The sequence below is a fragment of the Streptomyces sp. NPDC058650 genome (assembly GCF_042717315.1).
In the GTDB taxonomy this organism is placed as follows: domain Bacteria; phylum Actinomycetota; class Actinomycetes; order Streptomycetales; family Streptomycetaceae; genus Streptomyces.
On record NZ_JBHXRL010000023.1, the window covers coordinates 104,396 to 117,730 of the forward strand.

The 13,335-nt window shown below is 75.0% G+C and carries 11 protein-coding genes; 7 read left to right on the forward strand and 4 right to left on the reverse strand.

Annotation, left to right across the window (positions count from 1 at the left end):
• Positions 1-195 precede the first annotated feature (195 nt).
• Entirely contained in the window at positions 196-390 is a 195-nt protein-coding gene (locus tag ACFWWU_RS31245) for a hypothetical protein (protein ID WP_015032212.1), read from the reverse strand.
• A 307-nt stretch (positions 391-697) separates the two neighbouring features.
• Between ACFWWU_RS31245 and ACFWWU_RS31250 the strand changes: the two genes are divergently transcribed.
• From ACFWWU_RS31250 to ACFWWU_RS31275, 6 genes are all read left to right on the forward strand, one after another.
• Positions 698-1,090, forward strand: a complete 393-nt coding sequence (locus tag ACFWWU_RS31250) for an ankyrin repeat domain-containing protein (protein ID WP_384150456.1) — start codon at positions 698-700, stop codon at positions 1,088-1,090.
• A 254-nt stretch (positions 1,091-1,344) separates the two neighbouring features.
• Positions 1,345-2,760: a HEAT repeat domain-containing protein gene (locus ACFWWU_RS31255; RefSeq protein WP_384150458.1), complete on the forward strand. Its 1,416-nt coding sequence runs from the start codon at positions 1,345-1,347 to the stop codon at positions 2,758-2,760.
• Between the two features lie 236 nt (positions 2,761-2,996).
• Positions 2,997-4,118: a glycosyltransferase family 4 protein gene (locus ACFWWU_RS31260; protein ID WP_384150461.1), complete on the forward strand. Its 1,122-nt coding sequence runs from the start codon at positions 2,997-2,999 to the stop codon at positions 4,116-4,118.
• On the forward strand, positions 4,115-5,449 hold the full coding sequence (locus ACFWWU_RS31265) for a glycosyltransferase (protein ID WP_384150464.1): 1,335 nt from the start codon (positions 4,115-4,117) through the stop codon (positions 5,447-5,449). The genes ACFWWU_RS31260 and ACFWWU_RS31265 overlap by 4 nt, the downstream gene beginning before the upstream one ends.
• Positions 5,446-6,345 (forward strand): SGNH/GDSL hydrolase family protein, encoded by a 900-nt coding sequence (locus tag ACFWWU_RS31270; protein ID WP_384150467.1) that lies wholly within the window; start codon positions 5,446-5,448, stop codon positions 6,343-6,345. Before ACFWWU_RS31265 ends, ACFWWU_RS31270 begins: the two co-directional genes overlap by 4 nt.
• Positions 6,342-10,037: a hydantoinase B/oxoprolinase family protein gene (locus tag ACFWWU_RS31275; protein WP_384150470.1), complete on the forward strand. Its 3,696-nt coding sequence runs from the start codon at positions 6,342-6,344 to the stop codon at positions 10,035-10,037. The genes ACFWWU_RS31270 and ACFWWU_RS31275 overlap by 4 nt, the downstream gene beginning before the upstream one ends.
• Positions 10,038-10,047: 10 nt before the next feature.
• Here the strand turns inward: ACFWWU_RS31275 and ACFWWU_RS31280 are convergent, their stop codons facing one another.
• Genes ACFWWU_RS31280 through ACFWWU_RS31290 form a run of 3 tightly spaced genes read right to left on the reverse strand, consistent with a single transcriptional unit; the run spans position 10,048 to position 12,370 of the window.
• Positions 10,048-10,920 (reverse strand): biotin-dependent carboxyltransferase family protein, encoded by an 873-nt coding sequence (locus ACFWWU_RS31280; RefSeq protein ID WP_384150473.1) that lies wholly within the window; start codon positions 10,918-10,920, stop codon positions 10,048-10,050.
• Positions 10,917-11,609, reverse strand: a complete 693-nt coding sequence (locus ACFWWU_RS31285; RefSeq protein WP_384150476.1) for an allophanate hydrolase subunit 1 — start codon at positions 11,607-11,609, stop codon at positions 10,917-10,919. Before ACFWWU_RS31285 ends, ACFWWU_RS31280 begins: the two co-directional genes overlap by 4 nt.
• Complete coding sequence (locus tag ACFWWU_RS31290; protein WP_384150479.1) at positions 11,606-12,370, reverse strand: LamB/YcsF family protein; 765 nt, start codon at positions 12,368-12,370, stop codon at positions 11,606-11,608. Before ACFWWU_RS31290 ends, ACFWWU_RS31285 begins: the two co-directional genes overlap by 4 nt.
• A gap of 194 nt (positions 12,371-12,564) precedes the next feature.
• Between ACFWWU_RS31290 and ACFWWU_RS31295 the strand changes: the two genes are divergently transcribed.
• Positions 12,565-13,269 (forward strand): GntR family transcriptional regulator, encoded by a 705-nt coding sequence (locus ACFWWU_RS31295; RefSeq protein WP_384150482.1) that lies wholly within the window; start codon positions 12,565-12,567, stop codon positions 13,267-13,269.
• Positions 13,270-13,335 lie beyond the last annotated feature (66 nt).

Sequence of the window (13,335 nt, forward strand, 5' to 3'; positions counted from 1 at the left end):
AGGGGCTAGGGGGTGTCTTGTCGATCAGGCCGGATCAGGGAGCGGTGTCTGGTGCCGTGCGTCGCACGGCGGAGGAGGGAGCCACGGCGAGTGGCGACAACGCGGCGAGGCGCGGTGCCGGACACCGCGAGCCCGGCCTGATCGACAAGACACCCCCTGATTGAGGGGGCGGGGGCGGGGCGCCCCCTCGGGGCGTCAGAACTTGATTCCGCCCAGGAGACCGGCGAGGCTCTGCCCGCCCGCCGTGATGCTCGGGGCGATGGCGGTGCCCGCGAGGTAGAAGCCGAACAGCGCGCTGACGAGGGCGTGGGAGGCCTTCATCCCGTCCTTCTTGAAGAACAGGAAGCAGATGATGCCGAGCAGGACCACGCCTGAGATGGACAGGATCATTTGGTGTTCTCCTGGTTGAGGGGACAGTCACCATGAGTCCTTCCAGGTTCACAGCAAGTATCTATGTGACTAAAGGTGCATGAGAGTGAAATTCGCCTGATTTCACTTGACCGGCGCAACGCGGATGCCTCGCCGGGTGGCGAAAACCCGGCGGTGAGCTAGAGGCGAGTCGAGGGTGGATCGCGGTGATCTTCGCCTCAGTCGGGCGCGGTCATGTCGCCCGACGGGCAGTACCCTGTCGATTCACTCGTACGGCCGCGCTTGCCGTGCGCAGGTCAACACTGCAGGAGAGAGGCGGTTCCACCCGATGAGCGAGACTCCGGACCCCGAGGTCATCGAGCTGGCGTCCAAGGTCTTCGACCTCGCGCGCACGGGGGACGTCGCCGCCCTGGCCGCCTACGTCGACGCGGGCGTCCCGGCGAACCTCACCAACGACAAGGGCGACTCCCTCGTCATGCTCGCCGCCTACCACGGCCACGCCGCCGCGGTCTCGGCCCTCCTGGAGCGCGGTGCCGACGCGGACCGCGCCAACGACCGCGGCCAGACCCCGCTCGCGGGCGCCGTCTTCAAGGGCGAGGACGCCGTCATCCGCGCCCTGCTCGCCGGCGGCGCAAATCCGGAGTCCGGGACTCCGTCCGCCGTCGACACCGCCCGCATGTTCGGCAAGGCCGACCTCCTGGAGCTCTTCGGAGCCCGGTGAACGGGTACTGAACCCCAGGTGAGAGCAGCGTCGTAAATGTGGTCGCGGTGGCGAAATGGGTGGGTCATCATGACGTCGAGCCCGGCAGACCGGGCCACCGACGAGAGGTAGAGGAAGATGGTCACTGGCAAGCGAAGGACGACGAGCGGCCCGACATGTTGCCGCACGGCCTAGGTGTACAGAGATGTACCGCCTGACCCGGGTTTTCCCGGTCTCCCCCGGTCGTGTCGACAGCTTGATGTGAGGCGTCTTCCATGTTCGATCCAGTCATAGCGCCGAGCGGCACCCTGCTCGGCCTGCTGCAGAGGGGCCGCGGCGACGGCACCCTGCACGCGCTCGCCGCGCCACGGGCCGAGGCCCTCGCGGCCCTCAACCACTGCGTTCTCGCCGACCCCCGCCACGACTGGCAGGTCGAGAACCGCTCCCTTTACTACGCCCGTCTCTACCTGGACCTCCACGGCGGTCTCGACGAGATCGAGGCGCACCTCTTCGGTGCCGAGGACCACCTCGACCCCGAGGAGTCCAGGACCGGGCTCGCGCTCGCCGTCCTGGGGCACCTCGCCTCCTACGGACGCCAGGACGCCCTGCTCCTGCTCCGGAGCTACGCGGCGACCGGCTCGAACTGGGCCTGGGCCCTGGACGAGCTGGCCCTGCGCGACGACGACGCCGGGCTCCGCGGGCTCGCCCTCCCCGTGCTCGCCCGCTTCCCGGCCGACCCGGCGGGCGACGCCGAACTGGCGACCGTCGTGCGCGACGCCTTCGAGCCCCGGCCCTGGCGGCTGTGGGCCGAGGACCAGCGGGACGCCGTGGGCGCCCGCGTCAGGGCCGCGCAGGAACAGGGGTCCTTCGACCGCTGGCAGCGCCAGATGCGCCCCGCGGGTCCCCGCCCCGGCTGGAGCGTGCGCGCCGTCCTCGACTGGGCGCAGGCGGGGTACGAGCGAGGTGCCGTGCTCTACGGCCCCGCCGCCCGCTGCCTCGCCGCCGTCGCCGGTCCCGAGGACCGTCCCGAAATCCTCGCCGCCGCCCGCGACGGCTCGACGGGGGCGCGCGGAGCCGCGCTCCACCACCTCGCCGCATCGCGGGACCCCGCCGTCCTCGACCTGGTGGAGGCCGCCGTCGACGGCGGATCCCGCACTGTCGCCGAGGCGGCCGTCGCCGCCTACCGGCGCATGTGCGGCGAGGACGCGGTCGCCCGTGCCCGCGCGTGGGTCCGGCGCACCGACGAGCTCGGCACCGCCGCCGCCGAGGTCCTCGCCTGCCGCGGCACCGCGCAGGACGCCGGACTCGTCCTCGGGGCGCTGCGCGGGACCATCCGCTCCGCCGGACCCGACGCTCCCGAACTCGCCGTCCTCGTCGACGGGGCGGGCCGCCTCGACATCGCCTGCGCCGCACCCGTGCTCCGCCACGTCTACCGCGAGACGTCCTCCTCCCAGCTGCGCGGACGAGTGGCCCGCTCGCTCGCCGCCACCGACCCCACCTTCGCGACCGGCTTCGCCGTCGAGTGCCTCTGGGACTGCGAGGAGACCACCCGCGAGGTGGCCGCCCAGCACGCCGAGACCGGCGACGTACGGGTCGCCGAGCGGCTCCGCCGCCTCGCCGCCGACCCGGCCGAGGAAGCCGAGGTCCAGACCGCGGTGCGCAACCGGATAGGACCGGATCTCCAGGTCTGACCCGGCCCCAGATCTGACCCCTCCCCAGGTCTGAAGGCCCGTTCCGACCGACTCCCGGACCCCGGGGCGGCGCGGCCTGCGGCGGAGATCCCGCCGATCGTGGCCCCGCCCCGGGCGTCCGGTGACCGGACGCCCGGCGAGCCCGCCGGAGCTCACGGCGAAACGCTCATGGGACGTTCCCCCGCCGTCCAGATCGACGTCGGCGGGTACACGCCAAGCGGGACGACAACACCCGTATGCGTGTCGTCATCGTCACAGAATCCTTCCCTCCCGATGTCAACGGTGTGGCGCACTGCGCCCTTCAGACCGCGCGCCACCTCGTCCGACGGGGCCACGTTCCGCTCGTCATCGCCCCCGCCGTCGCCGACCCGGCGGCGGACGCCGACGCACCCTGCGCCGTCGTCCGGGTGCCCTCGCTGCCCCTGCCCGGCTATCCCCAGGTCCGGGTCGCGCTGCCCAGCCGCCGCGTCGCCGCCGCCATCGCCGCGCACGGCGCCGACCTCGTCCACCTCGCGGGACCCTTCGTCCTCGGGGTGCGCGGAATGACGGCCGCCGCCCGGCTCGGCATCCCCGCCGTCGCCGTCTACCAGACCGACCTCGCCGGATACGCCCGTACGTACGTGGGCACCGGCGAGGGCGCCGCCTGGCGCCGGCTGCGCGCCGTCCACGGCGCCGCCGACCGCACCCTCGCCCCGTCGTCCGCCGCCGTACGCGACCTGGAGGCCCAGGGCATCCGCCGCATCCGGCTGTGGGGGCGCGGCGTGGACACCGTCCGCTTCCGCCCCGACCTGCGCGACGCCGGCCTGCGCCGCGAACTCGCTCCCGGCGGCGAAGTCCTCGTCGGCTACGTCGGCCGTCTCGCGCCGGAGAAGCGCGTGGACCTGCTCGCCGGGATCCGCGGCGTACCGGGCGTGCGGACCGTCGTCGTCGGCGACGGGCCCAGCGGGCCCGGGCTGCGCGGCGCCCTGCCGGACGCCCGGTTCCTGGGCCGCCGTACCGGCGACGACCTGGCCCGGATCTTCGCCTCGCTCGACGTCTTCGTCCACACCGGCCCGTACGAGACGTTCTGCCAGACCGTCCAGGAGGCCATGGCGAGCGGCGTCCCGGTGATCGCCCCGGCCGCCGGCGGGCCCCTGGACCTGGTCGACCACGGGCGTACGGGGCTCCTCGTACCGCCGGGCGACCCGGACGCGCTGCGGGAGGCCGTCACCTCGCTCGCGGCCGCCCCGGACGTGCGCGCCGCCTACGGCCTCGCCGGCCGGGCCGCCGTCGAGGGCCGCACCTGGGAGGCGCTCGGCGACGAGCTGATCGGCCACTATCAGGAGGTCCTGCGCGAGCGGACGGCGGTGGCGGCATGAACGGCGCGCGCACCGCGCCGGGCGGAGGGCCGGGCGGAGGGCCGGGCGGCGGCCCGAGCAGTGGGCCGGGCGGCGGGCTCCGGATCGTGCGGCTCGCCAACTTCGTGACCGCCACCTCCGGCGGCCTGCGCACCGCGCTCGACCAGCTCGGCCGCGGCTACCTCGCTGCCGGGCACGAACCCGTCCTCCTCGTCCCCGGCGACGTCGCGAGCGACCACCACACCGAGCAGGGCCGGGTCATCACCCTCCCGGGGCCCGTCCTGCCCGGCACCGGCGGCTACCGGGTCCTCGCCGACCGGCGCCGGGTCGGCCGCCTCCTCGACGAACTCTCCCCCGACCGGATCGAGGTCTCGGACCGTACGACCCTGCGGTGGACGGGGGAGTGGGCGCGCCGCGCCCGGGTGCCGTCGGCGATGGTCTCCCACGAGACGGCGGACGGGGTGCTGCGCACCTGGGGCGTTCCGCCGGCGCTCGCGGCCCGCGCGGCGGACCGGCTCAACCGCCGCACGGCCTGGGCCTTCGCCCGGATCGTCTGCACCACGGAGTGGGCGGAGCGCGAGTTCCTGCGGATCGGGGCGCGCAACGTCGTACGGGCTCCGCTCGGCGTGGACCTGGAACGCTGCCGGCCCGGCCGCCGCAGCACCGTGCTGCGCGCCCGGTACGCGGACGGGGAACGGGTGCTCCTGGCCCTGTGCTCGCGGCTCTCCGTCGAGAAGCGGCCCGGCACGGCCCTGGACGCCCTCGCGGAGCTCCGGGGCGCCGGGCTCCGGGCGGCGCTGGTCGTCGCGGGCGACGGGCCCCTCCGGGGCGCCCTGGAGCGGCGGGCTCGCGAGCGACGCCTTCCTGTGCGGTTCCTCGGGCACGTCGCCGACCGGGAGGCCCTCGCGGATCTCCAGGCCGCGGCGGACGTGTGCCTGGCCCCGGGGCCCGCGGAGACGTTCGGCCTCTCCGCCCTGGAGGCCCTCGCCTGCGGTACTCCGGTCGTCGTCAGCGCCTCCTCCGCCCTCCCGGAGGTCGTCGGGCTCGCGGGGGCCGTGGCCGCCGACACCCCGCAGGCCTTCGCGGAGGCGGTACGAGGGGTGCTGGCCGTTCCCGAGGCCGCCCGCCGCGCGGCCGCACGCGCGCGTGCGGAGCGATTCACCTGGGACCGGTCGGTGGCCGCGTTCCTCCACGCCCACGACGCGCCGCCGGCTTCCGTACCGGCGTCCGCCCCGGCTTCCGTACCGGCGTCCGCCCCGTCTCCCGTACCGGCGCCCGCACCGCCCGCCGTCTCCTGGCCCTCGCTGCCGCCGCGGGCCGTACCGTCCCGCACCGAGGAGGCACGCCGATGACCGTCGAGTCGTCCCTCGGGTCCCGGACGGCGGTGCCTCCCGGGTCCGGAGCCACCGCCGGCCCCGTCCGCTTCGCCGTGCTCGGCGACTCGTTCAGCGAGGGCGTCGGCGACCGGGTGGACGGGGCCTGGCGCGGCTGGGCGCCCCTGCTCGCCGACGGACTCGCGGCCGAGGGACGGAAGACGCAGCTCCTGAATCTCGCCGTCGGCGGCGCCCTCAGCCGGGACGTCGACGAGGACCAGCGGCGCCGGGCCCTCGCCTTCCGGCCGCACCTCGCCTCCGTGGTGGTCGGGGTCAACGACACGCTGCGCCGCACCTTCGACATCGCGCTCCTCGCCCAGCACCTCGACCGCGTCCTCGCGGACCTCGACGCCGCCGGAGCCGTCCTGCTCACCGCGTGCCTGCCCGACCCCGGGCGGATGCTCGGCCTGCCGCCGCCCCTGGCCCGCCCGCTGGCGCGCCGCCAGCGCACCGTCAACGCGGTCGTGCACGCCCTGTCCGACCGGTACGACACGGTCCACCTGCACCTCGTCGACGACACCTGGACCGAGGACCGCGCCCTCTGGAGCGCCGACCGGCTCCACCCGGGCGAACGCGGCCACCGGGCCGTCGCCGCGGGCTTCCACCGGCTCCTCGCCGCCCGGGGGCTCGCCCACGGCGCACCGCCCGCGCGGGAGCCCGCAGGGCCGCCGCCGACCCGGGCGGAGGCCCTGCTCTGGCTCGCGACCGCCGGAACCGGCTGGGTGCTGCGGCGCAGCCGCGACCTGCTCCCACAGCTGCTCCTGCTCGCCGGCGCCGAACTCCGCCACTGGGCCGACGGCACCGGCACCGAACCCCTGGACGCGCGCGCGGACGCCGCCCTCGCCGCCGCACTCACGGCCACAATGGGGAGATGAACGGGCGCTGGGAGTTCTGGATCGACCGGGGCGGCACCTTCACCGACGTCGTCGGACGGCGGCCCGACGGGCGGCTCGTCACCCGCAAACTGCTCTCGCACGACCCCACACGCGACCACGACCCCACACGCGACCACGCCCCCGCACGTGACCTCGACCCCGCACGTGACCACGACCACGACCCCACACGTCACCACGACCCCACGCGCCACCAGGACGCCGCCGTCGCCGGGATCCGCGCGCTCCTCGGCCTCGGCCCCGGCGAGCCCGTCCCCGCCGACCGGATCGCCGTCGTCAAGATGGGCACCACCGTCGCCACCAACGCCCTCCTGGAGCGGCGCGGCGAACCGACCCTCCTCCTCGTCACCGAGGGGTTCCGCGACGCCCTCCGCATCGCCTACCAGAACAGGCCCCGGCTCTTCGACCGGCACATCGTGCTGCCCGAGGCGGTGTACGCGCGCGTGGCCGAGGTTCCGGAGCGCGTCGACGCCCACGGCCACGTCGTCCGCCCCCTGGACGGCACCGCCGTCGCCGAGGCGCTCGCCGCCGCCTACCAGGACGGGTTCCGCTCCGTCGCCGTCGTCCTGCTGCACGGCTACCGCCACCCTGCCCACGAGACCCGGATCGCCGAGGCCGCCAGGACCGCCGGCTTCACCCAGATCAGCTGCTCGCACGAGGTCAGCCCGCTCATCAAGCTGATCCCCCGCGGCGACACCACCGTCGTCGACGCCTACCTCTCGCCGATCCTGCGCCGGTACGTCGACGAGGTCGCCCGCGAACTCGCCGGAATCCGCCTCATGTTCATGCAGTCCAACGGCGGACTGCGCGAGGCCGCCCACTTCCGCGGCAAGGACGCCGTCCTGTCCGGACCGGCCGGCGGCGTCGTCGGCATGGCCCGCACCTCGGCACAGGCGGGACACGAGCGGGTCATCGGCTTCGACATGGGCGGCACGTCCACGGACGTGTCGCACTACGCGGGCGCCTTCGAGCGTGAACTCGGTACACAGGTCGCCGGGGTGCGGATGCGGGCCCCCATGATGAGCATCCACACCGTCGCGGCGGGCGGCGGCTCCGTCCTCCACTACGACGGCCGCCGCTACCGCGTGGGCCCCGACTCTGCGGGCGCCGTCCCCGGCCCCGCCTGCTACCGCCGCGACGGCCCGCTCACCGTCACCGACGCCAACGTCATGCTCGGCCGCGTCCAGCCCGCCCACTTCCCCGCCGTGTTCGGCGAGACCGGCGACCGGCCCCTGGACGCCGAGGTCGTACGCGAGCGGTTCACGGCCCTCGCCGCGGAGACCGGCGGCGACCGGACCCCGGAGGAGGTCGCCGCGGGCTTCCTGGAGATCGCCGTCCTCAACATGGCCAACGCCGTCAAGAAGATCTCCGTCCAGCGCGGCCACGACGTCACCCGGTACGCCCTCACCAGCTTCGGCGGCGCCGGCGGCCAGCACGCCTGCGCCGTCGCCGACGCCCTGGGCATCGACACCGTCCTCGTACCCCCACTGGCCGGCGTGCTCTCCGCGTACGGCATCGGGCTCGCCGACGCCACCGCCATGCGGGAGCGGTCCGTCGAGGCCGAGCTCGACGCCCCCGACACCCACGCGCGCGTGACGGCCCTCTGCGCCGAACTCGCCGAGCGGACCCGTGAGGACCTGCGCGCCGACGGCCTGCCGGACGCGGCGATCACCACCCATGCGCGCGTGCTCCTGCGGTACGCGGGGACGGACGCGAGCCTCCCCCTCGACCTCGCCCCCGCCGCTTCGATGAAAACCGCGTTCACAGCCCTCCACCGGACTCGGTACGCGTTCACCATGGACAAGCCGCTCGTCGTCGAGGCGGTCTCCGTGGAGGCCGTCGGCAGCGCAGGCCCGCACGGCCCCGTCCTCGTCGACACCGGCGAGCGGACGGGCCCCCTCACGCCCCGGGCCACCGTCCGGATGCACAGCGGCGGCACACCCCACGACACCCCTCTCCACCGCCGCGAGGACCTCCGCCCCGGCGACACCGTCGACGGCCCCGCGCTGCTCGCCGAAGCCGACGCCACGACCGTCGTCGACACCGGCTGGCGGGCCACCGCGACCGACGGCGGACACCTCCTCCTGCACCGCGTCACACCGCGCCCCGCGCGCGTGGCCGCCGGGACCGAGGTGGACCCGGTCCTCCTGGAGGTCTTCAACAACCTCTTCATGGCCATCGCCGAACAGATGGGCGTGCGCCTGGAGAACACCGCCCACTCGGTCAACATCAAGGAACGCCTCGACTTCTCCTGCGCCCTCTTCGACGCCGAGGGCAACCTGATCGCCAACGCGCCCCACATCCCCGTCCACCTCGGCTCCATGGGCGAGTCCATCAAAGAGGTCCTGCGGCGGCGCGCGGACGACCTGCGGCCCGGTGACGTGTACGCCATCAACGACCCGTACCACGGCGGCACTCACCTGCCCGACGTGACCGTCGTGACCCCGGTCTTCGACGACACCGGCCAGGGGCTCCGCTTCCTCGTCGCCTCGCGCGGCCACCACGCCGAGATCGGCGGCATCACCCCCGGCTCCATGCCCGCCTTCAGTCGCACCATCGAGGAGGAGGGCGTCCTCTTCGACAACTGGCTGCTCGTCCGCGACGGCCGGCTCCGCGAGGCCGAGACCCGGGCCCTGCTCACCGGCGCCCGCCACCCCTCCCGCGACCCCGACACCAACCTCGCCGACCTGCGCGCCCAGATCGCCGCCAACGAGAAGGGCATCGAGGAACTCCGCAGGACCGTCGACGAGTTCGGTCTCGACGTCGTTCAGGCGTACATGCGGCACGTCCGCGCCAACGCCGAGGAGTCCGTCCGCCGCATCGTCGCGCGACTCCACGACGGCGCGTACCGCTACGAGACGGACGGCGGCGCGGTCATCCGGGTCGCGGTCCGCGTCGACCGCGAACGGCGCTCCGCCGTCGTCGACTTCACCGGCACCTCGTCCCAGCTGCCCGGCAACGCCAACGCGCCCACGTCCGTCGTCATGGCGGCCGTCCTGTACGTCTTCCGCACCCTCGTCGACGAGGACATCCCGCTCAACAGCGGCTGCCTGGAGCCCCTGGAGGTCCGCGTCCCGGCCGGTTCCATGCTCGCGCCCGTCCACCCCGCCGCCACCGTCGCCGGAAACGTCGAGACCTCCCAGGCCGTCACGGGCGCGCTGTACGCGGCCCTCGGCGTCCAGGCCGAGGGCTCCGGCACCATGAACAACGTCACCTTCGGCAACGCGCGCGTGCAGTACTACGAGACGGTCGCCAGCGGCTCGGGCGCGGGGGACGGCTTCGACGGCGCCGACGCGGTCCAGACCCACATGACCAACTCCCGGCTCACCGACCCCGAGGTCCTGGAATGGCGCCACCCGGTGCGGGTCGACTCCTTCGCGGTACGGGAGGACGGCGGCGGGCACGGCCGGTGGCACGGCGGCCACGGCGTGGAGCGCCGCATCCGCTTCCTGGAGCCGATGACGGTGGCCCTCCTCACCGGACACCGCAGGGTCCCGCCGTACGGGATGGCCGGCGGCGAGCCGGGCGCCCTCGGCGAGAACCTCGTGGAACGCGCCGACGGCACCGTCGAGCACCTCGGCGGCGCGGCGACGACCGAGATGGGCCCCGACGACGTCCTGGTCCTGCGCACCCCCGGCGGCGGAGGCTACGGCCCGCCGCCCGCCTCCCCGTGAGGGTCCCGGCTCAGCGCGTCAGCATGAAGCGCACCGGAGTCCCCGGCACCGCCTGCGCCGCCGCGCCCAGGTCGGCCTCCCGGACCACCGCGACCACCGGGTAGCCCCCGGTCGTGGGATGGTCCGCGAGGAAGACCACCGGGCGCCCGTCCGGCGGCACCTGCACTGCGCCGAGGACCATGCCCTCGCTCGCCAGCTCGCCCGGCAGGGCCCGGTCGAGCGCCGGTCCTTCGAGCCGCAGCCCGATCCGGTTGCTCGCCGACGACACCCGGTACGCGCGCGTGGCGAAGGTGCGCAGGGCGGCGGCGGTGAACCAGTCGTCGCGGGGGCCCAGCCGGACCCGCAGGGCGAGTTCGTCCGGCGGGCCCGGCCAGGGAGGAGCGTCGACCGACCCCCGTACGGCCGTGTCCGGCCCCAGCGGCAGCACCGCACCCTCGGTCAGCGGCGCCGGGCCGAGCCCGGACAGCAGGTCGGTGGAGCGGCTGCCGAGCAGCGGTTCGACGGCGATCCCGCCGCCGAAGGCCACGTACGAGCGCAGCCCGCGGACGGCCGCGCCGATCTCCAGGAGGGACCCGGCCGGCACGCGGATCGCCGTCCCCCAGGCGGCCGGCCGCCCGTCCACCCGGACCGGGCAGGGCGCCCCGCCCACCGCGGCGGTGACGGCGCACCGGGGCCGCAGCGCGCACCCGTCGACGGTGGTCTCCAGGACCGCCGCCCCCTCCGAGGCGCCGATGTTGCCGGCGAGCCGGTTGAGGAGCCGTACGGCTCCCGGATCGAGGGCGCCCGAGCGGGGCACGCCGAGATGCGCGAACCCCGTGCGCCCCAGGTCCTGCACGGTGGTCAGCGCCCCGGCCCGGACCACGGCGACGGCACGGTCGGTCACCGCCCGCCCTCCGTCGTGAACCCGTGCTCAGCGGCGGGCTCCGGCGCCGAACCGATCTCCGTGCCGGGCCGGTCGTCCACCGTGAACCGGACCCGGGTGCCGGGCGCGAGCAGCGCGGCGGGCTCCCGTCCGGCGTCCCAGAGCACGACGTCCGTCGTGCCGATCAGCTGCCAGCCGCCGGGGGAGGAACGCGGGTACACGCCCGTGTAGGGCCCGGCGAGCGCGACCGACCCGGCCGGGACGGCGGTGCGCGGGGTGGCCCGCCGGGGCACCTCGTACCGCTCGCCGAGACCGGTCAGATAGCCGAAGCCCGGCGCGAACCCGCAGAAGGCGACCCGGAACTCGGCCGCCGTGTGGAGGCGTACCGCCCCCTCGACGGACACCCCCCACATCGCGGCGACCTCCGCCAGATCGGGCCCGTCGTAGCGGACCGGCACCTCCACCACCGCGCCCACGCGCGCGTGGAGCGGTCCGATCTCCCAGCGCTCCACCTCCGCCGCGAGCCGGGCGGGGTCCGCCACCCCGTCGAGCAGCACCGTCCGCGCCGCCGGCACGATCTCCCGTACGGCGGGGAGCACACCCGCCGCCCGTCGGCGCAGCAGCTCGGCGTGGAAGGCCTCCGTCTCCGCGCCGCCGGCCAGTTCCACCAGGAGGGCCCGTTCGCCCACGCGCAGCGTCCGCACGCTCATGCGAAGGCCGCCACCCGGAGCCCGGAGGACTCCAGGCCTTCCCGGACCCGGCGGGCCAGGTCCACCGCGCCGGGGGTGTCCCCGTGCAGGCACAGCGACCGGGCCCGTACGGCGACGGCGCTTCCGCAGTGCGCCGTCACAACCCCGAACCGGGCCATGGCCACCGAGCGCTCCACGACCAAGGCCGGATCGCTGACGACGGCCCCCTCCTGCCCGCGTGGCACCAGGGAGCCGTCAGCCCGGTAGGCCCGGTCGCCGAAGGCCTCGGGGACGACCGGAAGTCCGGCCTCCGCAGCGGCCTCGTGCAGCCGGGACCCCGGGAGCCCCAGGACGGGCAGCGTCCGGTCGGCGAGCAGGACGCCCGCGACGACCGCCGCCGCCTGCTCCTCGTCCCGGACCACCCGGTTGTAGAGCGCGCCGTGCGGCTTCACGTACGCGACGCGCGAGCCCGCCGCCCGGGCGAAGACCTCCAGGGCGCCGATCTGGTACGCCACTTCGGCGGCCAGCTCCTCTGCCGGGACGTCCATCGAGCGCCGCCCGAAGCCGGCCAGGTCCCGGTAGGACACCTGGGCCCCGATCCGTACGCCCCGTTCGGCCGCGAGCTCGCAGACGCGCCGCATGGTCGCCGCGTCCCCGGCGTGGAAGCCGCAGGCCACGTTGGCGCTGGTGACGACGGAGAGCAGTCGCTCGTCGTCGGTCAGCGTCCAGCGGCCGAAGCCCTCTCCGAGGTCGGCGTTGAGGTCGATCGAGGCCCCGGTCATGTGGTGCTTCCCTTCCCACCTGGTCGTGCGGCGGTGCTGTGCGGTGCTGCTCGGTTCGGGGGGCTCGCCCTGGATCCGCTGCCGGGTCTGTGCCGTCAACGTAGGGGATTGTTCAACGATCCGACAAGAGGCATGTTGTCGCTTCCTGCTTTCTGCGGTTGACTCGGCCGCGGAAACGGAAAGGGAGAGGCGCTGTGGACGTGAGTGAGGCCGGAGGTCTGGCGGACGACCGCGCGCTGCTCGGGCGTACGAGCACGGCGGAGCGGGTCGCGGACATCCTGCGGACGCGGATCGCGGAGGGCTACTTCCCGCCCGGCGTCCGGCTCTCCGAGGAGAGCATCGGCGGCGCCCTCGGTGTGTCCCGCAACACACTCCGCGAGGCCTTCCGGCTCCTCACCCACGAGCGGCTGCTCGTCCACGAGCTCAACCGCGGGGTGTTCGTCCGGGTCCTCGCCGTGGGTGACGTGGACGACATCTACCGCACCCGGCGGCTCGTCGAGTGCGCCGTCGTCCGAGGCCTCGGACAGCCGCCCTACGCCGTCGACGGCCTCGTCGCCGCCGTCGAGGAGGGCGAGAGCGCGGCCCGCACCGACGACTGGCCGGGCGTCTCCACGGCCAACATCCACTTCCACCGCGAGCTCGTCGCCCTCGCCGGCAGCCCGCGCACCGACGAGCTGATGCGCGGCGTCCTCGCCGAACTCCGGCTCGCCTTCCACGTCGTGGACGACCCCCGCGTGCTGCACGAGCCCTATCTCCTGCGGAACCGGCAGATCCTGGACGCCCTGTGCGCCGGGGAGCGGGCCTCGGCGGAGCGGCTCCTCGCCCGCTACCTCGACGACTCCCGCACCCGCGTCGCCGCCGCCTACGCCCAGGCCGTGGACGGCCCGGCAGGCCCCTGACGGGCGGCTCGGCGGCCTCCGCGAGCCCGGTCGCATCTGCGCCGTTTCGACCGTTGTCAGTTCGAG